Genomic DNA, 23,710 nt, shown 5'->3' on the forward strand with positions numbered 1-23,710 from the left:
GTCTGCGACAAACCCGTTCCCGGCGCCAGCGGTCCGCCGACGTGATAGGCCCGCCGACGTGATATGCTCGTCTGCGGGAGACGGGGCGGCTTGCGATATCCGACGAGGAGACGATCATGTTCCCATCCCGCGCCGGTCTGCACCATCTGGCTTTGCTGGCCCCCATGGCGGTCGTGCTGTCGGCATCCGTGCCGACCCTGGCGTCGGATCCGACGCGGCCGGATCCGGGACCGCAGGCGGCCAGCATCCGCGGCATGAGCTGCGTGGGCGAGGAGCCGTTCTGGGGGCTGGAAATCGGCCGTACCGAGGCGCGGCTGTCGCGTCCGGGGGCGGCCGGCATCGACGAGATCATCCTGACCGGCCGGCTGGACACGCTGGATTTTCTGGAGCCGCCGGCCGCGGTCTTCCGCGGTGACGGGCGGGAAGGGCTGCTGGTCGCGACCATGCGCCGGGAAAGCTGCGCCTCGACCATGTCGGACCAGACCCCCGACAGGCCCTGGCGGGCCGTGGTCTCCTTCCCCGATGGCAGTGTCGCCGCCGGATGCTGCAGCCTTGCCGGCGCCGATGCCGCCCGGGTGGCGCCCCAGGTCGAGCCCGACGACTGGACCCGCCATCTGGCCGATCTGCTGCCCGCCATCCGGGCCTGTATCGCCGACGGCCGGGTACCGGTCGAGGCGGTGGTCTCGGCCTGGCCGATGAACCGGGGCATGGCCGGCATCCGGCTGCGTGCGCCCGACGGCTCGCGCCACGACTGCATCGCGGATGCGACCGGATCACGGGTGGAAACCCTGGTGCCGGTGCGGGAAAGCCCGGCCGATGCGCCCGCGGAAGGAAACCCCGTCTTCCTGCCGGCAGACCCCGAGGTCGCCGGCCCGCCGAACGTCGCCTGCGGCCGGATCGAAGAGGTTCTGGCGAGCGGCGGGGCGCTTGCCGGCTGGCTGCACCGGGATCCCTGTCCCGGCTGAGCGGTCAGAAAACGGGCCGCTCAGAAGTCGACGCAGGCCGGACCGGTTGCAAGGCCCACGGCCTGCTGGTCGAAGGCCCGGATATAGGCCGAGCGGACCCGGTCGAGCCGCGTGCGCAGGGCGGCCCGCGCCGCGGCATCGGCGGCCGGCGCCAGGATCAGGATGGTCCGCGAGGGTTCACGGATCGTGGCGCCGGTTTCGGTGTCCCGCCAGCCGCCTTCGGCCTGCTGAATGGTGAAGCCGTCGGGGAAGGTCGGGCTTACCACCTCGTCCACGAAACGGTCGAACTCGCGGGGGGTGATCTGCGGCGCGCCGCCGGGCCGGTCCAGGCCGAAGAACAGCGTGGCCTGGACCATCGCCGTATCGCCGGCCGGGCAGGCGGCGGCGGGTGCGGGCCCCTGCGGATGGCCGGCGCAGGCGGCCGTCAGCAGCAGCAGCGCTGCAACGGCTGGCAGACGGATGACCGATGCGGAACCCGCCATGGTAGGTGTCCTCCGAAGATGTCGGGTGCGGGGGTCAGGCCGCCTTGATCTCGGCGACATAGCCCTCGACCAGGTTGCGCAGCCGCTGGGCCTGGTCAGACAGCGATCCGGCGGCATTGCGGACATCGCTGGCGGCATGGCCGGTTTCGACCGCGCGTTCGGCGACACCGTGGATCGTGCGCAGTACCTCCCCCGTCCCCGACGAGGCCTGCTGGGTGTTGCGGGCGATTTCAGAGGTGGCGGCGACCTGCTGTTCCACCGCGGCGGCCACGGCCGAGGTCTGCTCCCCCACATCGCCGATGGTGGTGGAGATGGAGCGGATCGCGTCCACCGCCCGGTCGGTCGCCTTGACGATGGCGTCGATCTGGGTCTGGATCTCCTGGGTCGCATTGCCGGTCTGGCCGGCGAGGTTCTTCACTTCCGCCGCGACCACCGCGAAGCCCTTGCCGGCCTCGCCCGCCCGTGCCGCTTCGATCGTGGCGTTCAGCGCCAGCAGGTTGGTCTGTTCGGCGACCTGCTGGATCAACAGCACGACATCGCCGATCTTCTGGGCCGAGCTTGCCAGATCCTGGACCACGGCATTGGTAGTCTCAGCCTGATCGACCGCCCGGCGGGTGACGTCGGCCGTGGCGGCGATGCGGCTGCCCACCTCGCGGATCGAGGCGGCGAGTTCTTCCGCCGCGGTGGCGACCGTCTGGACGTTGACGGTCGCCTGTTCGGCCGCGGCTGCGACCGTGGTGGTGCGGCTCTGGCTGTCGTCGGCGGTGCGGCTCAGCTTTTCGGCATTGCCGTGCATCTGGCTGGCGGCCGAGCCCAGATGGGTGACGATGCTGGCGATTTCCTCCAGGAAGCGGGAGGTCGAGGCATCACGCTTCGCACGTTCCGCCTCCCGCGCGGCACTGGCCTGTTCCTGCTCGGCGGTCAGGCGATCGGCACGGATCATGTTGTCCCGGAAGTAGGCGACGGCGCCGGCCATCTCGCCGATCTCATCGCCGCGGCCGGCGCCGGGGATCTGAACCGAGGTGTCCTTGTCGGCCAGCCGCCGCATGGCTGCCGTCATCGACGACACCGGGCGCGACACCGACAGGATCAGAAGATAGACGATGCCGGCCGAGATCAGCGGGCCGATGGCGGTCACGATCACCAGCAGGGTCCGCGTCAGCTGATAGTCGGCGCGGGCCGCCTCGCCTTCGCGACCGATCCCCTCGACGGTGGCATTGGTCATCGCGGCCAGCGTGGTCGCAACCTCCTGTCGCAGCCGGCGGGCGTCGCCCTCGTAGATCGCCCGGGCCTCGGCCGTCTTGCCGTCGCGCGACAGGGCGAGCAGCCGGTCGCTGACCCGGCGATAATCCGCCCAGCCTTTGGCCAGCCGCTCCAGCTGTGCCCGTTCATCCGCATCCGAGACCAGCGGCCGGAAGGCTGCGAGCGCCCGCTCCACGCGCGCGGCATCTTCCGCGGCGGCAGCTTCCAGCTTCGCCTTGGCCGGGGCGGTGTCGGCAAGCAGGTGGCCCGCCACCGAAACCCGGTGTTCCAGGGCGGCCACGTCGAGTTCTGCGATCGTCACCATGCTCGGCGTCCGGTTGTCGCGCATGTCCGCCGATGCGGCCTCGAGCTGGTCCAGCCGGTCGATCGTGAAGACCGCGACCACCACGCTCGATCCGATCAGCAGGACGAAGGCGAGGATCAGCTTGGTGCCGATCCTGAGAGAGTTGAGTGACCGCATGCAGCTTCTCCGTTGGGCGTTCGTGGCCGGCGTCCGGGGACGGTGTGCTGGAGTTGTCTTATCCTGGAATGATTACATCATGCGGCTCAATGGCGAATTGATCTGGCGCAATCCGCGACGGAATTCCGGGAGCTGATTGTACGATCCCACCGGCCGATACGAAAAACTCCCGCCCGGAGAGGGCGGGAGTTCAGAGAGCCGGTCGGAGAGAAAGAAGTCGGGGCGTCAGGCGGCCTTGATCTCGGCGACGTAGCCTTCGACCAGGTCGCGCAGGCGCGCGGCTTCGCCGGTGAGCGATCCGGCGGCGCTGCGGACATCGCCGGCGGCCCGGCCGGTCTCGATGGCGCGTTCGGCGACGCCGTGGATGGTGCGCATGACCTCGTCGGTCCCGCTGGAGGCCTGCTGGGTGTTGCGGGCGATCTCGGCGGTGGCGGCGACCTGTTCCTCGACGGCCGCGGCAACGGCCGAGGTCAGCTCGCCCACTTCGCCGATGGTGGTGGAGATCGACCGGATGGCACCGGCGGTGCGGTCGGTGGCGCCGACGATGGCGTCGATCTGGCTCTGGATCTCTTCGGTGGCCTTACCGGTCTGGCTGGCCAGGCTCTTCACCTCGGACGCGACGACCGCAAAGCCCTTGCCGGCCTCGCCGGCCCGTGCCGCCTCGATGGTGGCATTCAGCGCCAGCAGGTTGGTCTGTGCGGCGATCTGCTGGATCAGCAGCACCACGTCGCCGATCTTCTGGGCGGTGCGGGTCAGGTCCTGAACCACGGCATTGGTGGTCTCGGCCTGATCGACGGCCCGGCGGGTGACGTCGGCGGTGGTGGTGATGCGGCTGCCGACCTCGCGGATCGAAGCGGCGAGTTCTTCGGCGGCCGTCGCGACCGTCTGGACGTTGACGGTGGCCTGTTCGGCGGCGGCGGCGACGGTGGGGGTGCGGCTCTGGCTTTCATCCGCCGCATGGCTCAGCGTTTCGGCATTGCCGTTCATCTGGGTCGCGGCCGAGCCCAGATTGCTGACCACGCGGCCGATCTGGTCCAGGAAGCGGCTGGTGGCCGCATCCCGGCGGGTGCGCTCCGCCTCGCGGGCGGCGCGGCCGGCTTCCTGCTCGGCGGCAAGCTGGTCGGCGCGGATCATGTTGTCGCGGAAATGCGCGACCGCCTTGGCCATGTCGCCGATCTCGTCGCCGCGGCCGGCGCCCGGGATCTCGACCGAGGTGTCCTTGTCGGCCAGGCGCCGCATGGTGGCAGTCATGGCGCCGATCGGACGGGCGACGGAGCGGACCAGCAGCAGGACGGCGGCAACCGCGATGACCAGGCCGATGACAAGCGCTGTCAGAAGGGCGAAACGGGCCCCCTGATAAACGCCGAGCGCATGTTCGCCCGAGGTTTTGACCGCGGCGACGTTCATGTCGGTGATCTGGTCGAGCATGCTCGCCACCGCCTCGCGTGCGACGCGGCTCTCGCCCTCGTAATTGGCCATGGCCTCGGCGGTGCGGTTCTCACGCGACACGGTCAGAAGAGCGGCAGTGCCGCGGGTATAGTCGCTCCAGGCGCTGGTCAGCTTGTCGAAAGCCTGCCGTTCAGCCTCGTCGGAGATCAGCGGGCGATAGGCGTCCAGCTGTTTCTGCATCTGATCGGTCAACGAGCCAATGGTCGCTTCGACCTCCGCCATGGTCTTCGCATCCTGCGAGATGACATGGCGCGCAACCGCCACGCGATGCTCCAGTGCGGTCGAATCGAGATTCGCAAGTGCCGTGAGGCTGGGAACGCGATTGTTCCGCATCTCGGCGGCGGTGCTCTCCACCAGGGCCAGCCGGTCGATCGCAAAAAGCGCAATGGCCAGAATGATGAGGATGAGGGCGGCAAACGCTAGAACGAGCTTGCCGCCGATTTTGAGGGAACGGACGGACGACATGATGACGGGTGCTCCGACGTGGCTCTGAGGCGGGGCCGTGACAGGGCCTGCCGCACTCGGAGCCTACGCCGGGGTGTTTAAGAAAGTACTTATTGAATCTGGTGATTCCAAGAAATAATCGGTGCTTCAATTGAATTGAGATGTCTGTTTACACTTCGTTAAAAATTAAACGACACAGACAAGGCGCCGAATTCATCATGCTGATCCTGGCCGTCGAACTCCTTCGACCGGATCACATGCGTGTAGGCGATACGGGTGCCATTGATGGTGATGGCGAGACCGGCCTGCAGGTCGCCGACCAGCGGCTTCTTGTCGACGCTGCGGCTGTCCTTCCAGGTGTTGCCGTCCAGGAAGATGTTGCGGGCGACCGCACGCCCGTCGACGCCGGCGAACAGATACCAGCCCCAGCTGTCGGTCGGGCGGAAATAGGTTGAGCCGGGCAGGCTGGGGCTGATCCGCGGCGGGCCGTAATCGCGCGGCAGATCCTGGCCCAGACGGAAGGTGACGCCGGTATTCGCATAGGTGAAGGCATTGCCGAGGGCAAAGCCGGCATGCGGCGTGACATCGGCGGCAAATCCCCAGGCGGAGCCGGCCGCAAGGGCGCGCCAGCTCTTCTGATAGGTCAGCTGGACGATCGGCTCGTCCTTGAGCTGGGTGTCCCAGCCCTGGGGGTCGTCGCTCGAAATCAACTCGTGAACGCCCTTCTGGGTCTGCTCGGCAAGCGAGGAGGGGCCGACGATGCCCAGCGACAATTCGATCTGGTCGAGCACGCCGCCGGTTTCGGCGATCACGCCGACCGAGCCGTACAGCCAGCCGGCATAGGGGCGGTCGTCGGGGTCGGGATTGCGGAGCGAGGTGTCGCGCGGCGTGTACATGTTCTGGCCCAGCGACCAGACAACGCGGATGTCGCCGCCAAAGCCGGTGAAGGGGATCACGCCCACCGCATCGCGCAGCCATTGCGGGTCGTTGCCCGGCGGGGTCATGTATGAAAAGCGGAAGCCGTTGGTGTAGTGGCGGTCGGTATCGGCGAAATAGTCGTTTTCGAACACCAGTGCGAAGGTGCCGTTCTCTGCGTCGTGCTCCACCGCCACCGGCTGGTCCGGCGTGCCCTCTGCCGTGCCGACCACTTTGGTCACCGAGTCCGTGACGGCACTGCCATTGGCGGCCTGTGCGGCTGCGGGATCGGGAAAAAAGGCAAGCCCAAGCCCGGCGATCAGCGTACCACCGAATGCGGAACCGGTCCGAGTGAGGCCGGCCCGTTTGATCATCTTCATTCTTGTCGCCCCGATGGAGTTTACGTTAACGGCAGTGTTCCCCGCAGGTGACACGCCCGTCCAGCGACAAGAATGGGATGAAAAGCGTCCGGTTCCCTGCCGTCAGTCAAAATTCCACGATCTGGGGGATGGATCATCGGGAGAGAGTGTCAGCACCTCCACCCCTGTTTCGGTCACGGCGACGGTGTGTTCGAACTGTGCCGTGGGGGCCCGGTCGGCGGTCACGGCCGTCCAGCCGTCGGGCAGAATGGTGGTGCGGTCGCGACCGGTGGTCAGCATCGGTTCGATGGTGAAGACCATGCCCGGCTCCAGCAGCATCCCGTCGCCCGCACAGCCGACATGCAGCACCTGGGGCGCGTCGTGGAAGATGCGGCCGGTGCCGTGGCCGCAGAAACTGGTCAGCACCGTCAGCCGGTCGGCGGCGGCCCGGGCCTGGATGGCGGCGCCGACATCGCCCAGGCGCGCGCCCGGCCGGACCGCGTCGATCCCCGCCCACATCGCCTCGAAGGTGGCCAGGACCAGGCGCTTCAGCTTCAGCGGCAGCTTGCCCACGCCGAAGGTGCGGCTGGGATCGCCGTGCCAGCCGTCGACCAGCGGGGTCACGTCGACATTGACGATGTCGCCCGCCTTCAGCCGCTTCGTGTCGGACGGGATGCCATGGGCCGCGACATGGTTGATCGAAATGCAGCTGGCATGGGCATAGCCCTTGTAGCCGATGGTGGCGGCCACGGCACCGGCGGCCCGCATGAAGGCATCGGCCTCGTGATCGATCTCGGCGGTGGAGATGCCCGGGCGGATCAGCGGGGCGATATGGTCCAGGGTGAGCGCCGCGATCCGTCCGGCCTCGCGGAGGGCGGCGATCGCCTCGGGCCCGTGGATCGGGGTGTGGCGGCCGGTATCGTCGGCCTCGATCGACAGGCGGGTCATGCGGCGTCCTCCTCAATGCCGGGTGAGGTGGGCAGCAGGGTGACCAGCTCCTCGATCAGGCGCCGTTCGCCCGGGCCGGGCATCCGTCCGGCCTTCAGCGCCGGGCGCAGTGCCGCAACCGGCGCGTCGATGACCAGAAAGCGCAGCCGATTGCGCGCTGCCGCATCCTCGGCTGCGATCCTGAGCCGGGCGGCACAGGCATCGAAGGCTGCCTCGATCCGTGCCTCGGCGGCATCGATCGCCGCGGCCGTATCGCCTTCGGGCGGGGCGTCGAGCACGGTGTCGAGATCGGCCAGCAGCAGGGCGCGCGCCGGGCGCGGTCGTGCCGCCGCCCAGTCGGCAAGGGCAAGGGCCGCCCGGGCCGGTTGTCCTGCGGCAAGCGGCGGGGCGAGGATGCCGGCGAGTTCATCCAGCAGGGCCGCCCACATCGCCCCCATCACCGCAGCACGGCTGTCGAAGCGATGATAAAGCGATCCGGTCGGCGCCCCCACGGCCCGGGCGATCGAGGCCATGGTCGCAGCCGAAGGGCCGCCCTCGGCCACCAGCCCGATCGCGGCTTCCACAAAGTCTTCGGCGGCGAAGCGTGGGGTGCGGACCATCCGGGTCTCCCTAATTAAATCATCTATTCTAATTGATGGGTTCTAATTGGGCTGGCGGTCGGCGTCAAGCGCCATCGCTGGCGCGGCCCGTGGCGCCGGTTTAACGTGGGCGCGCGCAACCGGCCGGGCCGGTTGCGGATTGCGAGGGAGGAGGAGGCCGGGATGTCGTCCGCAGAGACGTTCGACGTCGTGATCATCGGCGGCGGAGCCATGGGCTCGGCGGTCGCCTGTTTCCTGGGGCTCGACCCGGCCTTCGACGGCCGGGTGGCGGTGGTCGAGCGCGACCCCGGCTATGCCCGGGCGTCCTCGGCGCTGTCCGCCGGATCGATCCGCCAGCAATTCTCCACCCCGGCCAATATCCACATGTCGCGCTTCGGCTATGCGCTGTTGCGCGATCCGTCCCTGCTGGCGGTCGACGGTGCCACACCTGATCTGGGGCTGGTGCCCAGGGCCTATCTGCTGCTGGCGGGCCCGGCGGGTGGCGCCCATCTGCCGGCGGTCCATGCCGCCCAGGCAGAGGCGGGTGCCCGATCGGCGCTGCTCGATCCGGCCGACCTCGCCGCCCGTTTCCCCTGGCTTGCGACAGACGGGCTGTCGGGCGGCACGCTCGGGCTGGAAGGCGAGGGCTGGTTCGACGGCTGGGCGCTGCTTCAGGCCTTCAAGCGCAAGGCCCGGGCGCTCGGGGCGGTCTATCTCGACGACGAGGTGGTGGGACTGGACAGGGACGGGGACCGGATCGCCTCGGTCCGCCTCGCCTCGGGCCGCAGGCTGGGCGCAGGCCAGGTTGTCGATGCCGCAGGCCCCCTGGCCGCGACCGTGGCGGCGATGGCCGGGCTCGATCTGCCGGTGCGGCCGCGCTGCCGCTCGGTCTTCGTGTTCGATTGCGAGCACGGCCCCCACGACGCCCCGCTGACCGTCGACCCGGCCGGCGTCTATTTCCGGCCGGAAGGCAACCGCTTCATCTGCGGCTGGTCGCCGGGAGAGGGGGATGCGGACCCCGATCAGCCCGAACTGATCGTCGATCATGCCCTGTTCGAAGAGCGGATCTGGCCGGTGCTGGCGGCGCGCGTGCCGGCCTTCGAAAGGCTGCGGCCGGGGGCGTCCTGGGCGGGGCATTACGAGATGAACGTCTTCGATGCCAACGCCCTGATCGGCCCGATGCCGGACCTCGCCAATTTCCAGGTCATCGCCGGGTTCAGCGGTCATGGCCTGCAGCAGGCCGCCGCCGCCGGCCGGGGGCTGGCCGAGCTGATCGTCCATGGCCGCTTCGTGACCCTCGACCTCGGCCAGTTCAGCCCGGCCCGGGTTGCCGAGGGGCGGCCGCTGGTGGAACTGGCGGTGATCTAGCCCGGGGTCGGCAGGACCCAGCCGTCGCGCACCACCACCCCAAGCACGTCGCCCGGGCGCGGGGCCTCGCGGCCGGTGCGCATCGGCACCGGCTCGGGCGACCAGGGGGCCGACAGCCAGAGCAGGCGTCCTGCCCCTTCGAACACCCGCCGGTCGACAATGGCGGGCAGGCTGCCGGTGGTGCCGCGCGGCACCGGCACCAGCTGTTCCGGCCGGAAAACGGCGAGCGCCGGGCCGGCGGCGGTGCCCGGCGGCACGTGAAGCACCGCCTCGACCAGATCGGACCCCGTCCCGATGCGGGCGCGGGCGCGACCTTCGGCTTCGGCCCGCAGGATCGTGACCGGCAGCACGGCGCCCTGGCCGATGAAACCGGCCGTCCAGGCATCGGCCGGCCGGTCATAGACGGCTTCCGGCGTATCGATCTGGGTGATGCGGCCGGCTTTCAGCACGGCGATCCGGTCGGCCAGGGCCATCGCTTCGGCCTGGTCATGGGTGACGTAGAGCGTGGCGGCGCCCGTGGCGTCGTGCAGACGCCGGATCTCTTCGCCGATGCCGCGGCGCAGATGCGGGTCCAGATTGGCCAGCGGCTCGTCCATCAGCACGACCGGGGGGCGCGCCGCCAGAACCCGGGCCAGGGCGACGCGCTGGCGCTGGCCGCCCGACAGCGCATCGGGCATGGCCCCGGCGCGGTCCTGCAGCCCCACCGCCGCAAGCGCCTCTGCCACCAGGGCGGCGGTTTCGGCCGGTGCCCGGCGGGCGCGTTCCAACGCATAGGCGACATTGCGCGCGACCGTCATCTGCGGCCACAGGGCATAGCTCTGGAACACCATGCCCACGCCGCGCGCCTCGGCCGGCACCAGGACCCGGCCGTCGCGATCCACCGGCCGGCCGGCCAGGCTGATCCGTCCCTCATCGGCGCCGTCGAGCCCGGCGACCAGGCGCAGCAGCGTGGTCTTGCCGCAGCCGGACGGGCCGAGCAGTGCCACGAATTCCCCCGGCATGACCTGAAGATCGACCCGGTCGAGGGCCGCCTTGCGGCCATGGCGGCGGGTCACCGCATCCAGCCGGATGGCGTCCGGCAGGGGCGATGCTGCAGGGGCGGGCGGGGTCATGGGCGGTCTCCGAAAGCGCTTTCAAGCCCGGGCAGGCGGGCGATCATCCGGAAGGCGAGGCCTGCAAGCCCAAGTGCTGCGGCCAGGGCGACCACCGAGAGCGCGGCGGCGCCGGCACTGTCGCCTTCGGCCTGGCGGGCATAGATCGCAACCCCCACGGTCTCGGCCCCCCGCGACCAGAGCAGGGCCGAGAGGGTGAGTTCGTTGAAGGCGGTGAGCAGCACCAGCAGCGCGCCGCCGGCCGCAGGGCCGGCGAGCGCCGGCCAGGCGCCGACGCGGATCCGGGCCGGGAAGCCGGCCCCGGCCAGACGCGCGGCCTGTTCGGGTGCCGGGTCCAGCCGTTCCGCGGCGGCCCGCACCGGCGCCAGCACCAGCCCCGGAAACCGGCCGAGATAGGCGGCGAGCAGGATGGCGGGCGTGCCGTAGAGGGTGAGCCCGATGCCCGGCAGCGGCGGCAGAAAGGCCAGGATCACCCCGATCGCGAACACCGTGCCCGGCAGGGCGAGGGCCAGATCGAAGCCGCCGGCGGCCAGCCGGGCGGCGGGTGCGCCGCGCGCGGCCAAGAGGCCCAGCGGCAGCGCCACCGCAACCGACACGAGCGCGGTGACCAGGGCGAGCCAGGCCGAGGTGATCACGGCGCCGCCCGCCCCGTGGCGGAGGTCCAGTGCCGCGCGATAGCCGTCGAGACTGGCGGTGGCCGCTGTCAGGGGCACGCCGGGCGCCGGCACCAGCGAGGCCGCGACCAGGGCCGCCAGCGGCAGCAGCGACAGGGCGATCATCAGCATCCAGGCGGCCCCCGCGATCTGACGGCGGCGCCTGCCCAGCGCCAGGCGGGGCACCAGCCGGCTGCCATCGGCGACGCGCGCGGCGCGCCCGGCCATCAGGGATTGCAGGCGCAGCAGGCCCAGCGTGCCCAGGCCGAGCAGGCCGGCCAGGGCCGCCGCTTCGCTCAGCGCCGCCGGCCCGAAGCCCGACAGGCACTGATAGATCAGCGTCGACAGCACCGGATAGTCGCCGGGAATGCCCAGCAGGGCGGGCACGCCGAAATTGCCCGCGGCGGATACCAGCGACAAGGCCGCGGCCGCGGCAAGCGCCGGGGCCACCAGCGGGCGGGCCGCGACGGCGAGGGCTGCGGCGGGGCCGGCACCTGCAACCCGTGCCGCCTCGGCGGGTTCGGCCGGAATGCGGGTGACGGCGCCGATCACTGCCAGAAAGGCGATCGGCATATGCTCCACCCCCATCACCAGCCACACGCCCCAGGCGCTTTCCAGCGGGTTGGGGCCGAACCCGCCCAGCCCCAGCACCCGGGCCAGCGGGCCTGCGGGATCGAAGGCCCGCCCCCAGGCGAGTGCCGCAATCTGGCTGGGGATCAGCATCGGCAGCAGGGCGAGGGCCGCGAAACCGCGCCGGCCCGGCAGGTCGGTCAGCCCGGCCAGCAGGGCGGCACCACCGCCCAGCACCAGGGCCGCGACCGTGGAGGCCAGGGCCGTCACCAGCGTATTGAGCCCGGCCTGCAGCACCCGCCCGTCGCCGAGCAGGCCGAGCCCGAGCCTGCCCGCCACCGCCTCGACCGCAATGAAGCCGAGCGGCAGGCCGGCCAGCAGCAGTGCGGCCGCCACCGCCGGCAGGCCCGCGCGGCCGGCACGGGGATCGCCCGGCGGGCCGCCGGCCTCCGTCAGTGGCAGGCGGGGACGCGCCGGAAACCGGAGGCGAAAGGCCGGGATCACCCGCCGAACAGTTCCGCGAAACGCCGTCGGGTCTCCTCGCCGGTGGCGGCGAGGGTGTCGGGTGCGACCTCCAGCAGCTTGACGCTGGCCGGACGCCCCGGCGGCGCGCCGGCCTCGGGCCGCAGCGGCATATAGCCCTGGGCGACCGTGAAGCGCTGACCGTCTTCGGACAGCAGCCAGGCCACGAAGGCGCGGGCGGCGTCGACATTGCGGGCGGTCTTCAGGATCGCGACCGGCTCGGTAACGGCGGTCGCCCCTTCCGCGGGGTAGACGAAACCGACCGGCGAGCCCTTGGCGGCGGCATTGAAGGCCATGAAATCGACCAGCACGCCATAGGCGGCGCGGCCGGTCGCGACCGCATCCAGCACCGCGCCATTGCCCTGCAGGGCGGTTGCGCCATTGGCCTTCAGCGCCTCCATGTAAGACCAGCCGAGGCCTTGGGTGGCGGTGACGGTGCCGACATGGATGGTAGCCGCACCGGAATAGAGCGGGCTTGGCATCACCACCCGGTCCTTTGCGGCGGGGGCGGCGAGATCGGCCCAGCCGGTCGGTGCAGGCAGGCCGGCGGCGGTGTTCCAGGCGATGCCGGTGGCGATGATCTTGGTGCCGAACCAGGTGCGATCCTGATCATAAGACGTGGCGGGCAGCCCCTCGACCGGCGCGTCTGGCCAGGCCGCCAGGCGATCGCGTGCCTTCAGCCCGGCCATCGCCACGCTGTCGGCGATCAGCAGCAGGTCGGGTTCGGGGCTGCCTGCGGCGAATTCGGCATCCAGCTTGGCCATCACCTCGGTGGTGCCCGACCGGAAGAACTCGACCGTGACCTCGGGCTCCGCCTTGTTGAAGGCGGCGATCAGATCGGCCATCGCCTTGTTGGGGGTCGAGGTGTAGACGACCAGACGGCCCTGGGCGGCATCGGCGGCGGCGGGCATCAGGGTGGCTGCGGCAAGGGCCGCGGCCAGCAGCAGGGTGGGCGTCTTCATGGGGCGTGATCTCCACGGGCGAACCGATCTGCCCGCATACCACGCCCGTGTTGCAGGCAGATGTCGGCCATCGCGGGACCTGGCCCTCGCGGGATCGGGGCGTCGGTGCTCAGCCGCCGGTGCGGGTCAGCGCGCCGATCAGCACCACCGGGCCGGTGGGGGCGCCGGATGGCGAGCCGCCGGCGGGTTCGATCGAAACCGCCAGGCCCAGCCCGTCACCCAGGCGGGGGCCGAGCGTCGCGGGCAGGTCGACCCGGGTCTCGTGCGCCGGATCGATCAGGCCCAGCGAAACCGGTGCCGCGCCCTCGCCCGGCAGGGCCCAGAGTTCGAAATCCCGGGGCCCGGGCGCGGCCTCTGCCGCGGTTCCGGCCGCCGGCACGCCCAGCGTGCGGACCAGCAGCCGCTTCCGGCCGAAGCCTTCGCCCGGCTCGGCCGATACCACCCAGGTCGGGGCTTCGGCGGCCTCCAGCGGGCGCAGCACCGCCACCAGCCGGGTGGCGTCGGGATCGGGCAGAGGCTGGCGGATCAGCAGGAAGGCGGCCATGGCCGCAGCCGCCACCGCGGCAAGCCCGGCCGCCCCGGCGGTCCAGCGCCAGAGGGTCAGACCGCGGCGGAGGTCGATCACCTGCGCCGCCTCGCTCCGGCTGGTGTCGCCCGCAAGGCTGGCATCGATGCGCGCCTTCAGGCGGGCGGGCGGCGCGACCGGATCCAGCGCCAGCGCCATCGGGGCCAGCCGGCGTTCCCAGTCGGCGACCGCCGCGCGCAGTGCCGGATCCCGGGCGATCTCGGCGCGCAGCGCCGTCCGCGCCGGCTCGTCCAGCGTGCCCAGCACGTATTCGGCAATGTCGACGTCGCGCGGATCGGGAACCTCCCGCGGATCGGTCGGGCCGGCGGTCATCGCTCCAGGCACTCCTTCAGCGCGGCCAGGCCGCGACGGATCCAGCTCTTGACGGTGCCGAGCGGCTGGCCGGTGCGGCCGGCGATTTCGCCATGGCTCAACCCGTCGACATAGGCAAGGCGGATGCTGCCGCGCGCGCCCTCGGACAGCTCGGCCAGACAGGTTTCCAGCCGGTTGATCCGGCCGGGCAGTTCCGGTGTGGTGAAGGCGGGGGGATTGTCGGGATCCGCGGCGGCAGCCTGATCGGCCAGATCGGCGACGATGACCGGGTCGGCGGCGGTTTCGCGGCCGCGCCGGCGCAGCAGATCGAGCGCCCGGTAGCGCAGAATCCCGATCGCCCAGGCCGTGACCTCGCCCCGGGCGCGGTCGTAGCGCCCGGCATTGCGCCAGATCTGCACGAAGGCGTCGTGGACGGCGTCCTCGGCCAGATCGGCATCCCTCAGCATGCGCAGGGCGACCGCGTGCAGCCGGCCCGACAGCCTGAGATACAGCGCGTCGAAGGCGCGCCGGTCGCCGGTGCCCACGGCTGTCAGCAGGTCGTGCAGACCGTCGGTTTCCGGCCCGTGGTCCATGGACCCGCCCCGCCCCCTCGCAATGAATGACGGGCAACCCTATCACGTCGCTCTGGATCGTGCATGTGCATCCGGGGCGGGGCGGGCAGGCGGGGGCAGCCCTTCGGGATCAGCACCCGGTCGATCACCTGGATGACGCCGTTCGACTGCAGCACGTCATAGGTCGAGATGTCGGCGGTGTGGCCGCCGGCATCGGCGATGACGATATTGTCGGGGCCGTTCATCATGGCGGTCAGCATGCCGCCCGACAGCGTCGTCAGCACGGCCTTGCCGCCGCCGGCCCGGATGCGGGTCATCAGATCGGCGCGGGTCAGCCGGCCGGGCACGACATGATAGGTCAGCACCCCGGTCAGCCGGTCGCGGGCCGATGGTGCCATCAGCCCGTCGACCGTGCCCGCGGGCAGGGCGTCGAAAGCCGCATTGGTCGGGGCGAAGACGGTGAACGGGCCGGGGCCCGACAGGGCATCCACCAGCCCTGCCTGTTTCACGGCCGCCACCAGGGTGGTGTGATCGGCCGAATTGACCGCGTTCTCGACGATGGTCTTGCCGGCATACATGGGCGCTCCGCCCACCTCGACCGGATCCATGGGCGCGGCCGACGCCATATGCCGGCCGTCCTGCATGCCGCCGCCGGCACAGCCGGCCAGACCGGCCCCCAGCATCAGAGCGAGGGCAAGGGTTGCGGCGCGGGCGCTGGCCCGGCCGGAGGTCGTGACACTGGTCATCCGATGTCTCCCTGGTTCGCTGCGGGCAGGGCGGGCCGATACGGCTCGGGCGATGCGGCTTGGGCCCTGCTCCATGCAAGCCTTACGGGGCGCCCCGGCGAAACGGATGCAGCGGCCTGCCGAAAAAAGCCGCAGGCCTGCAGGCCGGCCCTTTTCCGGTCACAACTCTGGCTCTCGGATGCCCGGTATCGCTCACGTGCATGGCGGGGCGATCCGGGCGACAGTCGGGATGTGGCCGCGACGGGCACCAGCACACCTCCCGCCCGTCCCGACCGCGCCGGTCCACTGATCCCGTCGCCCATGTCCCGGCCCCGTCCCGCCGCTCATGGGAGCCCCTCCCTCTCCCGAGGGGCACCTCCTTTCCCGTAGGAGGCATCGGACCGGCCGTGCGGCGCCCGCCGCGGCCCACCTGCCCCTCTCCCCGGGGACAGCCGAGACATCATCAGGAGCAACCACCTCAGATGGGCATCGCCTTCCCCCGCGTCGCAACCCGTCTCGCCTTCGCCGCAGCTGCGGTTCTGGCGGTCGCGGCCTGCGACGACGCCGACGCCCCGAGCACGCCGCCGGCCGAACAGTCGGCCCCGGCCCCCGCGCCGTCGGCGCCTGCACCTGCCCCCGCCCCATCCGCGCCTGCCAGCCCTTCGGCGCCGACTGATCAGAGCGGTGCCCCGACCGCTCCGAACACGCCCGCGCCGGTTTCTCCCAGCCCGACCACGCCGGCACAGCCCGCCCCCGATGCGCCGGGTGACGCCAGCAGCGGCGCCACCAGCCCCGGCGCGGGCGATACCGGTCCGGCCGGCAGCTCCGGATCTGGCGGCAGCAATCTTGAGCCGCAGAGCGGGACGCCTTCGGGCAACCCCGCCGGCGGCGCCACCTGATCGGTCCGACCGTGAAGCAGGCCGTCGGAAGGGTGCGCCGACGGCCGGGTTCCCCTCAAGGACCGACAGGACGGGTCGGGTGTGCCGCAAGGCGCATCCGACCCGTTCCCTTTCGGGTACCCTCTCACACTGTCCGCAAGCCCGCCGTCTGGCGGGCTTGCGCCGTTTTGTGACCCCCGTCACCGCCATGCGTTGCCCGAAGGTGACCCCTCCGGAATTTCTGGACCCGATCATCCAGAAATGTCTTGAAGCCCCCGCCGGATCGGCCATCTTGTGCGGAAACCAATTCGTGGTCGCCCTGGTCCAGTAATTCGGGCGGTCCGGTCATTCGGCGGAGGCGGTATGAAGAAGATCATCCTTGGCGCGGTGGTCGTTGCGGCACTGGTCGGCGGTGGCTGGTACGGTGCGGAATGGTGGCGCCATGGCCGCTTCGTCGAAAGCACCGACGACGCCTATGTCCATGGCGATATCGCCAACATCGCGCCGCGTGTGGCCGGCCAGGTCACCGAGGTGGCGGTGAAGGACAACACCGCGATCGATGCGGGCGCCCTGCTGTTCCGGATCGACGATGCCGATTACAAGGCCAAGGTCGCCGAAGCCGAGGCGGCGCTGGCCCGCGCCCGGGCGTCGGTTGACGTGATCGACCGCCAGCTGGAGCTGCAGAAGACCGAGATCGCGCGCGCCGAGGCCGGCGTCGCCTCGGCCGAGGCGGAACGCGCCCGCGCGGCCGGTGACCTCAAGCGCTATGCCGAGCTGAACCGTACCGCCGCCGCCAGTGCCCAGCGCTACGACACCGCCCGCGCCGATGCCCGCAAGGCCGAGGCGTCGCTGGCCGAGGCCAGGGCCGCCGTGGCGGCCGCCAGGGGCCAGGTGCCGGTGCTGGAGGCGAACCGCGTCGAGGCCGAGGCCCAGATCGCCTCTGCCGAGGCGACGCTGCAGGCAGCGCGGCTCGATCTTGCCCATACCGTGGTCCGGGCACCCCAGTCGGGGATCGTGGCCAATCGCTCGGTCGAGCCCGGCGAATACGTCAAGGCCGGCCAGACCGCGCTTGCGATCGTGCCGCTGCCCGAGACCTATGTGGTCGCGAATTTCAAGGAGACCCAGCTTGCGGCGATGCGCCCCGGCCAGCCGGTGACCATCGCGGTCGACGCCCTCGGCGGGCGGGAACTCCATGGCCGGGTCGAAAGCCTGTCGCCGGCCAGCGGTGCGCGTTTCAGCCTGCTGCCGCCCGAGAACGCCACCGGCAACTTCACCAAGATCGTCCAGCGCGTGCCGGTCCGCATCGCGGTCGACGAGGCCGATCCCGCGGCGAAGCTGCTGGTGCCGGGCCTGTCGGTGGTGGTGGCGGTGGATACCGCGGCCGAGCCCGCGGCCGAAGCGGTTCAGCCCCAGTACGGCCTGGGTGCCGAGCCCACGGCCCCGCGCCTGGCGCAGCGCTGAGCGGAGGCGGGTCCGATGACCGAGGCCACGTCCACAGCCGGCGGTGCAGCGCCGGCACCTGCCGCCGCGGCGCCCAAGGGGCCCTCGGTGGGGCAGATCGCCGGCTTCATCGCCATGGTCTTCGGCATGTTCATGGCGATCCTGGACATCCAGATCGTGTCGTCCTCGCTGTCGGAACTCCAGGCGGGCCTCGCCGCCAGCCCCGACGAGGTCTCGTGGATCCAGACCAGCTATCTGATCGCCGAAGTGGTGATGATCCCGCTCTCGGGCTATCTCTCCCGGGCGCTGTCGACCCGTGGCCTGTTCCTGATCTCGGCGGCGGGCTTCACGGTGATGAGCGCGCTTTGCGCCACCGCCACCACCCTCGACGAGATGATCCTCTGGCGGGCGCTGCAGGGCTTCGTCGGCGGGGCGATGATCCCGACCGTGTTCGCGGCGGCCTTCCAGCTCTTCCCCGGCAACCGGCGGGCCGGCGTGTCGGTGGTGATCGGTCTGGTCGCGACGCTCGCCCCCACCATCGGCCCGACCCTCGGTGGCTGGCTGACCGAGATCTTCTCGTGGCACTGGCTGTTCCTGGTCAACGTCGTGCCCGGCATTCTGGTGACGCTGGTGGTCTGGCGCGCGCCTTCTTTCGATACCGGCGATCGCAGCCTGCTGCGCCGGCTGGATCTGCTCGGGCTGGTGCTGATGGCGCTGTTCCTGGGCTCGATGGAATATGTGGTCGAAGAGGGGCCGCGCGACGACTGGTTCGACGACCGCACCATCACCTTCCTGTTCGTGCTGATGGTCGCAGCCGGCATCGGCTTCTTCTGGCGGGTGCTGAGCCACCACAACCCGATCGTCGATCTCAAGGCCTTCCGCGACCGCAATTTCGCCACCGGCTGCGTGTTCAGCTTCGTGATCGGCGTCGGCCTCTACGGCCTGGTCTATGTGCTGCCGCTCTATCTGGCGCGGATCCGTGATCTGAACGCCATGCAGATCGGCGAGGTGCTGTTCGTCACCGGCCTTGCCCAGTTCTGTTCGGCCCCCATCGCCGGCATGCTGTCGCGCAAGATGGATGTGCGGGTGATGCTGGCGATCGGCTTCATCATGCTTGCCGGGTCCACCTGGTGGATGTCGCACATCACCGCCGACTGGCAGTTCGACCAGCTGCTGTGGCCGCAGATCATGCGCGGCATGTCGCTGATGCTGTGCATGCTGCCGGTCAACCAGATCGCGCTCGGCACGCTGCCGATGGAGATGCTGAAGAATGCGAGCGGGCTTTATAATCTGATGCGCAATCTGGGGGGTGCGGTCGGCCTTGCCGGCATCAACACCCTGATGATCGACCGCAACGCCCTGCATCTGGAACGCATCGCCGATGCCGCCAACCCGAACCGGCCCGAGGTCCAGGCGGCACTCGACGCCCTGGGGCAGCGCTTCGACGGAGCGATTGCCGGCGACAGCTCGCTCGCGGCGCTTAAGACGCTGATGAACATGATCCAGGCCCAGGCGCAGGTGATGACCTTCGGCGACGTCTTTCTGGTGCTGGCGGGGATCTTCGTCGCCGCGGCGGTGATCACCACCACCGTGCGCCGGCCGCAGATGGCCGGAGCCGGCGGGGGAGGCGGGCATTGACCGAGGCGAGCCGGACCGACATCCGCCGGGTGCGTGCCGCTGTCGCCGCCGCCCGGGAAGCTGCGGCCGAAGCCTGCGGCACCGGCTGCCCGCCGGCCCGGCAGGGGCCCGGCCGGCCGCCCGACACGGAAAAGCGCCGCGCGATCCTGGAGGCAGCCCGCCGGCTGTTCACCCGCGACGGCTTCGTGGCCGGCATGGGCGAGATCGCGGCCGAGGCCGGGGTCTCGAAGCAGACGATCTACAACGCCTTCCGCAACAAGGACGAGCTGTTCCTGGCGGCGATCGCCGAGGTCGCCGACCAGATCACCGCCCATCTGGAAACCCCGGACCCCGAGGCCTCGCCCCACGAGATCCTGACCCGCATCGCCTGGCATTTCATGGATGTGGTCATCTCGGGCAAGATGGTCTCGGTCATGCGCATGCTGACCGGCTCGGGGCCGGGCGGCATGGCACCGGATCTCGCCGCCGCCTTCTACGAGATCGGCCCGGCCCGCAACGGCCGCAGGCTGGCCGACTGGCTGGCGGCACAGGATCGTGCCGGCCGGCTGTCGGTCGATGATCCCGATCTCGCGTCGGAACACTTCTTCGGTATGCTGAACGGCAAATTGCAGCTCCGCCAGCTGTTCCACGCCGCGCCGCCGCCCGACGACGCCGAGGCCGAACGGCGGGTGGAGGCTGCGGTCAGGCGCTTCCTGAAGGCCTATGCCCCCGACTGAACCGGCGGGCCCGTGCCCCGGGACGCCCGGAAAACCGGAAGCCGGGAAGGAACACGCATGCTGCGCTGGGAAGGCACGGCCCTGGGCCGCGTCGAGGATTTCGCCCTGGTCGAGCGACCGACGCCCGAGCCCGGGCCGGGGCAGATGCGGCTGCGGATAGAGGCCGCCGCCCTCGGCTATGTCGACGGGCTGATCGTCCATGGCCGCTATCAGATCCGCCCCGACCTGCCCTATGTGCCGGGCGGCGAAATCGCCGGCATCGTCGATGCGACGGGCCCCGGCGTCACCCGGTATGTGCCGGGCGACCGGGTGGTGACCTGGCAGATGGGCGGCGGCCTCGCCACCCATGTCGTGGTGGCGGAGGACGAGGCCGATCCGGTGCCCGACGGGCTGTCGGGCCTCCATGCGGCGGCCATGCTGGTCGACTATCAGACGGCGGCCTACGGCCTGTTCCCGCGCGGAGGCCTGATGCCGGGGGAGCGGGTGCTGGTGACCGGGGCGTCGGGCGGGGGCGGGTCTGCGGCGGTGCAACTGGCGGCGCGGGCCGGCGCCCATGTCGTGGCGCTCGCCAGCACCGAAGAGGGACGGGCGCGGGCGATCGCGCTGGGCGCGGCTGCGGCCATATCGTCGCTCGACCCAGACATCCGGGCCCGGATCCGCGAGACCCTGCCGGGCGGCGCGATCGATATCGTGTTCGACCCTGTCGCCGGCCCCGGCTTCGAGCCCCTGTTCCGCTCGCTCGACAAGGAAGGGCGGCATCTGATCCTGGGCTTCGTCGGCGGCGCGATCCCGGCCCTGCCGGTCAATCTGCCCCTGCTCAAGAGCGCGGCCCTGATCGGGGTGGAAATCCGCCACTATCTGACGGCCCATGCCGACGAGGCGCGCGCGGTGCGGCTGGCGCTGATGGCGCGGGTGGCGGCGGGGGAGCTGCTGCCGCCGAAGGTGGTCGAGATGCCGCTCGACCGGGCCCGCGAGGCCCTGGCGGCGACCCTGTCGCGGAGCAAGGGCGGCAAAATTGTGGTGGTGCCGGGCTGAAGCGTCAGAGCGAGAGGAAGAAGCCCACGAAAACCGGCGTGGCCAGGCTGACGGCGAAACCGCTGGCCAGGGCCACCAGCCCGGCCTCCCGTCCGCCATGGATGGTGATGATGCCGAGCGAGACATCCATGGCGGTAGCACCGGCCGAGGCGACGGGCGCCAGGGGCCCGAAGGCGCGCACCATCAGCCCGGCGAAGACCAGGGTGATGACCTCGCGCGAGATGTTGGCCATCAGCGCCAGCGCGCCCATCACCTCGCCGCGCGCCTCGGCGATCATCACCGCCGACAGGCTGTACCAGCCGAAGCCCGAGGCGACGGCCAGCACGTCCGGCAGGCTCATCCCCGGCAGCAGCGGCGCCACCAGCGCCGCACCGCCGAGCGTGCCCAGGATCACCGCCACCGGCAGGGCGATCGCGCGCGGGCCGGCGCTGCGCAGCCGCGCCCAGGCCGACGGATCCAGCGCCGTGCCGATCCCGACCAGGAAGACCAGCAGCATCAGCGCGGGCTCGGTTGCATCGGCTGTCTGCGTCGCAAGGCCGGGGGCCAGGGCGCCGAGGGCGATGCCGGCGACATAGGCGCCAAGGATGATCAGGGTCATGATCACGGCAGCGGTCTCCGCCGGGTGCGGCCGATCAGCCCCAGCAGCAGCAGCGTCACCAGGATCGACCCCGCCACCGCGGCGACCGAAATCGTGACCGCCTTCAGCCCCGAGGCGGCGAGGGTGGCGGCAAGATCGGGCATGGCGCCGGTGCCGATGCCCATCAGCACCAGCAGCACGACGATCGACACGGTCGTCAGCCGGTCCACCGGCCGGGCGATGCGTGTCCGATGGCCGCGGAGCAGGCGGCCGAGCACGAGGCCGGCCAGAAAGGCGAGGGCAAGGGCGAGCATGGGGCGGGGGCCTTGTGCGCAGGGGTGGAACGGCGATCAGCCAGAGCTTTACGGCGACCGGTGGCGGCTGTCCATCCCATGTCCACCGCCTGAGTGGTGGCGGTGCCGGGCGGATGTCGCTAGCATGCATAAAAACAAACGTATGAATGCGGACCGGCAAGGCCCGGCCGCGCCAGGGAGGATGACCCGCATGGTCGAAATCACCCATCGCCGCGTTCCGGTCGGCGAGGTCACGCTGCATGTCGCCGAAGCCGGCCGGCCCGACGCCCCGGTCATGCTGTTCCTGCACGGCTTTCCGGAATTCTGGTACGCCTGGAAGGGCATGATGTCCCGCTTCGCAGGCGAGTATCGCTGCGTGGCCCCCGATCTGCGCGGCTTCGGCGAGAGCGACGCCCCGGCCGAGGTGGATGCCTACCGGACGAAGCGGGTGGTGGGCGACATCCTGGGGCTGATCGATGCGCTGGGGGGGGAAAAGGTGATCCTGGTCGCCCATGACTGGGGTGGGGCGGCGGCCTGGTCCTTCGCCATGGCCCATCCGGGCCGCATCCACCGGCTGATCATCCTGAACTCGCCCCATCCCGCGACCTTCCAGCGCGAGTTGATGCGCAATCCCGAGCAGATCCGGGCCAGCCAGTATTTCCGCCTGTTCCGCACGCCCGAAGCCGAAGAGAAGCTGTCGGCCAATGATTTCGACTGGCTGTGGCGGTTCTCGATGCGCCCGGTCTACGACAAGGGGCTGATGACCGACGAGGACCGTGCCGCCTATCTGGAGGCCTGGGGCCGGCCCGGCCGGCTGACCGGCGGGCTGAACTGGTACCGGGCCTCGCCCATCGACGTGGTGCCGGCGGGCACGACCCCGCCCGAGCAGCCGCTGCTCGATCCCGCGGTCTATTCGGTCAGGGTGCCGACCCTGGTGATCTGGGGGCTGGGCGATACGGCGCTCGTGCCCGGGCTGATCGAGGGGCTGGAGGCCTGGGTGCCGGATCTCAGAATTGAGCGTGTGCAGCATGCCACCCACTGGATCGCCCATGAGGCGCCGGACGAGGTGGAGGCCCATATCCGCGATTTCCTCAGCAAGCGCGGATAGGTTTGTACGGATATTGCCGTCAGGTACGATTTACGGACATCATAATACTCTGAATGGGCATTCGGCGGTTGTATCCGTATCGAGTGCCCATTTCTGCCCGCCATGTGCCACTTGCTCCACCTGCCGGCCCGGTTTATAGTGCACCGCACATAAAACAAGGGACCGGGGCCGGCATCGCCCTGCCACCGGACGAGAATGCAGTCGCCCGCGGCCCGCCCGCGGGCTCGTGGAGAGCATGACGGGTCCGGCCGCGCGCGACCGGGCGCAGTATCGAAAGGTCTGGTTCCCATGACCGCGATCAGCGGCCTGAGCCTCGAAGACATGACCGTCGGCATGGAGTCGACGATCTCCCATACCGTGACCGACGCCGATGTGCGGGCCTTTGCCGACATTTCGGGCGATCACAACCCGGTCCATCTGGACGAGGACTTCGCACAGACGACGCCGTTCAAGGGCCGTATCGCCCATGGCGCCTTCACCACGAGCTTGATTTCCGCGGTTCTCGGAACCAGACTGCCCGGGCCCGGCGCCATCCTGGTCGACCAGAGCTTCCGGTACCGCGCGCCCGTGCGCATCGGCGACACGGTGACGGCGCTGGTCCGGGTGAACGAGATCGATCCGGCGCGCCGGCGCGTGACGCTCGCCACCGAATGCCTGGTGGGCGGCACGGTCGTCGTCGACGGCATCACCAAGGTCATGGTGCCGGCCCGCGCGGCCGCACTCGCTGCCGCCGGCTGATCCGCCGGCCCGGGCGGGGCGGCGGCGGTCCGCGCGACCCATCGCCCCGCCTGCCCGGGGCCG

General features: G+C 70.7%; 22 protein-coding genes and 1 pseudogene. 9 read left to right on the forward strand and 14 right to left on the reverse strand.

Annotated elements, in window-relative coordinates; genetic code table 11:
• Positions 1-116: 116 nt before the first annotated feature.
• Positions 117-965, forward strand: a complete 849-nt coding sequence (locus CMO28_RS14710; protein WP_296714717.1) for a hypothetical protein — start codon at positions 117-119, stop codon at positions 963-965.
• Positions 966-985: 20 nt separating this feature from the next.
• Here CMO28_RS14710 and CMO28_RS14715 read toward each other — a convergent pair whose 3' ends face one another.
• The 6 genes from CMO28_RS14715 to CMO28_RS14740 form a co-directional block, all read right to left on the reverse strand.
• Positions 986-1,447: a DUF3574 domain-containing protein gene (locus CMO28_RS14715; protein ID WP_296714719.1), complete on the reverse strand. Its 462-nt coding sequence runs from the start codon at positions 1,445-1,447 to the stop codon at positions 986-988.
• A gap of 34 nt (positions 1,448-1,481) precedes the next feature.
• Positions 1,482-3,170, reverse strand: coding sequence for a methyl-accepting chemotaxis protein (locus tag CMO28_RS14720; protein ID WP_296714721.1), 1,689 nt, complete (start codon positions 3,168-3,170; stop codon positions 1,482-1,484).
• 225 nt (positions 3,171-3,395) lie between these two features.
• Positions 3,396-5,084: a methyl-accepting chemotaxis protein gene (locus CMO28_RS14725; RefSeq protein ID WP_296714722.1), complete on the reverse strand. Its 1,689-nt coding sequence runs from the start codon at positions 5,082-5,084 to the stop codon at positions 3,396-3,398.
• 158 nt (positions 5,085-5,242) lie between these two features.
• Positions 5,243-6,358, reverse strand: a complete 1,116-nt coding sequence (locus CMO28_RS14730; protein ID WP_296714725.1) for a lipid A deacylase LpxR family protein — start codon at positions 6,356-6,358, stop codon at positions 5,243-5,245.
• A 102-nt stretch (positions 6,359-6,460) separates the two neighbouring features.
• On the reverse strand, positions 6,461-7,285 hold the full coding sequence (map, locus tag CMO28_RS14735) for a type I methionyl aminopeptidase (RefSeq protein WP_296714727.1): 825 nt from the start codon (positions 7,283-7,285) through the stop codon (positions 6,461-6,463).
• On the reverse strand, positions 7,282-7,884 hold the full coding sequence (locus tag CMO28_RS14740; RefSeq protein ID WP_296714729.1) for a TetR/AcrR family transcriptional regulator: 603 nt from the start codon (positions 7,882-7,884) through the stop codon (positions 7,282-7,284). The genes map and CMO28_RS14740 overlap by 4 nt, the downstream gene beginning before the upstream one ends.
• 162 nt (positions 7,885-8,046) lie before the next feature.
• Between CMO28_RS14740 and CMO28_RS14745 the strand changes: the two genes are divergently transcribed.
• Positions 8,047-9,231, forward strand: coding sequence for an NAD(P)/FAD-dependent oxidoreductase (locus CMO28_RS14745; protein WP_296714731.1), 1,185 nt, complete (start codon positions 8,047-8,049; stop codon positions 9,229-9,231).
• Here the strand turns inward: CMO28_RS14745 and CMO28_RS14750 are convergent.
• From CMO28_RS14750 to CMO28_RS14775, 6 genes and pseudogenes are all read right to left on the reverse strand, one after another.
• Positions 9,228-10,343: an ABC transporter ATP-binding protein gene (locus CMO28_RS14750; protein ID WP_296714733.1), complete on the reverse strand. Its 1,116-nt coding sequence runs from the start codon at positions 10,341-10,343 to the stop codon at positions 9,228-9,230. The genes CMO28_RS14745 and CMO28_RS14750 overlap by 4 nt on opposite strands.
• Positions 10,340-12,070, reverse strand: a complete 1,731-nt coding sequence (locus CMO28_RS14755) for an ABC transporter permease (protein WP_296714736.1) — start codon at positions 12,068-12,070, stop codon at positions 10,340-10,342. The genes CMO28_RS14750 and CMO28_RS14755 overlap by 4 nt, the downstream gene beginning before the upstream one ends.
• Positions 12,067-13,050, reverse strand: a complete 984-nt coding sequence (locus tag CMO28_RS14760; RefSeq protein WP_296714738.1) for an ABC transporter substrate-binding protein — start codon at positions 13,048-13,050, stop codon at positions 12,067-12,069. Before CMO28_RS14760 ends, CMO28_RS14755 begins: the two co-directional genes overlap by 4 nt.
• 109 nt (positions 13,051-13,159) lie before the next feature.
• Positions 13,160-13,948: an anti-sigma factor domain-containing protein gene (locus CMO28_RS14765; RefSeq protein ID WP_296714740.1), complete on the reverse strand. Its 789-nt coding sequence runs from the start codon at positions 13,946-13,948 to the stop codon at positions 13,160-13,162.
• Positions 13,945-14,520, reverse strand: a complete 576-nt coding sequence (locus CMO28_RS14770) for a sigma-70 family RNA polymerase sigma factor (RefSeq protein WP_082828441.1) — start codon at positions 14,518-14,520, stop codon at positions 13,945-13,947. The genes CMO28_RS14765 and CMO28_RS14770 overlap by 4 nt, the downstream gene beginning before the upstream one ends.
• Before the next feature lie 101 nt (positions 14,521-14,621).
• Positions 14,622-15,182 (reverse strand): annotated as a pseudogene (locus CMO28_RS14775) (fasciclin domain-containing protein); the annotation flags it as partial.
• 524 nt (positions 15,183-15,706) lie between these two features.
• Here CMO28_RS14775 and CMO28_RS14780 point away from each other — a divergent pair.
• From CMO28_RS14780 to CMO28_RS14800, 5 genes are all read left to right on the forward strand, one after another.
• On the forward strand, positions 15,707-16,123 hold the full coding sequence (locus CMO28_RS14780; protein WP_296714747.1) for a hypothetical protein: 417 nt from the start codon (positions 15,707-15,709) through the stop codon (positions 16,121-16,123).
• A gap of 342 nt (positions 16,124-16,465) precedes the next feature.
• Complete coding sequence (locus CMO28_RS14785) at positions 16,466-17,563, forward strand: HlyD family secretion protein (protein WP_296714748.1); 1,098 nt, start codon at positions 16,466-16,468, stop codon at positions 17,561-17,563.
• Between the two features lie 15 nt (positions 17,564-17,578).
• Positions 17,579-19,180 (forward strand): DHA2 family efflux MFS transporter permease subunit, encoded by a 1,602-nt coding sequence (locus tag CMO28_RS14790; RefSeq protein ID WP_296714751.1) that lies wholly within the window; start codon positions 17,579-17,581, stop codon positions 19,178-19,180.
• The gene (locus CMO28_RS14795; protein ID WP_296714753.1) at positions 19,177-19,896 is read left to right on the forward strand and encodes a TetR/AcrR family transcriptional regulator; all 720 of its coding nucleotides are present in this window, start codon (positions 19,177-19,179) and stop codon (positions 19,894-19,896) included. The genes CMO28_RS14790 and CMO28_RS14795 overlap by 4 nt, the downstream gene beginning before the upstream one ends.
• Positions 19,897-19,953: 57 nt before the next feature.
• The gene (locus CMO28_RS14800) at positions 19,954-20,931 is read left to right on the forward strand and encodes an NADPH:quinone oxidoreductase family protein (protein ID WP_296714757.1); all 978 of its coding nucleotides are present in this window, start codon (positions 19,954-19,956) and stop codon (positions 20,929-20,931) included.
• A gap of 4 nt (positions 20,932-20,935) precedes the next feature.
• Here CMO28_RS14800 and CMO28_RS14805 read toward each other — a convergent pair whose 3' ends face one another.
• Both CMO28_RS14805 and CMO28_RS14810 read right to left on the reverse strand, forming a co-directional pair.
• Positions 20,936-21,529 (reverse strand): lysine exporter LysO family protein, encoded by a 594-nt coding sequence (locus tag CMO28_RS14805; RefSeq protein WP_296714760.1) that lies wholly within the window; start codon positions 21,527-21,529, stop codon positions 20,936-20,938.
• 2 nt (positions 21,530-21,531) lie between these two features.
• A complete protein-coding gene (locus tag CMO28_RS14810) occupies positions 21,532-21,822 on the reverse strand; it encodes a LysO family transporter (RefSeq protein WP_296714764.1) in 291 nt (96 codons plus the stop codon).
• A gap of 190 nt (positions 21,823-22,012) precedes the next feature.
• Between CMO28_RS14810 and CMO28_RS14815 the strand changes: the two genes are divergently transcribed.
• Both CMO28_RS14815 and CMO28_RS14820 read left to right on the forward strand, forming a co-directional pair.
• On the forward strand, positions 22,013-22,909 hold the full coding sequence (locus CMO28_RS14815) for an alpha/beta fold hydrolase (protein ID WP_296714766.1): 897 nt from the start codon (positions 22,013-22,015) through the stop codon (positions 22,907-22,909).
• Between the two features lie 288 nt (positions 22,910-23,197).
• On the forward strand, positions 23,198-23,647 hold the full coding sequence (locus tag CMO28_RS14820) for a MaoC family dehydratase (RefSeq protein WP_014746408.1): 450 nt from the start codon (positions 23,198-23,200) through the stop codon (positions 23,645-23,647).
• The last annotated feature ends 63 nt before the right edge of the window (positions 23,648-23,710 follow it).

Source organism: Tistrella sp. (assembly GCF_002684955.1).
Classification (GTDB): Bacteria; Pseudomonadota; Alphaproteobacteria; order Tistrellales; family Tistrellaceae; genus Tistrella; species Tistrella mobilis.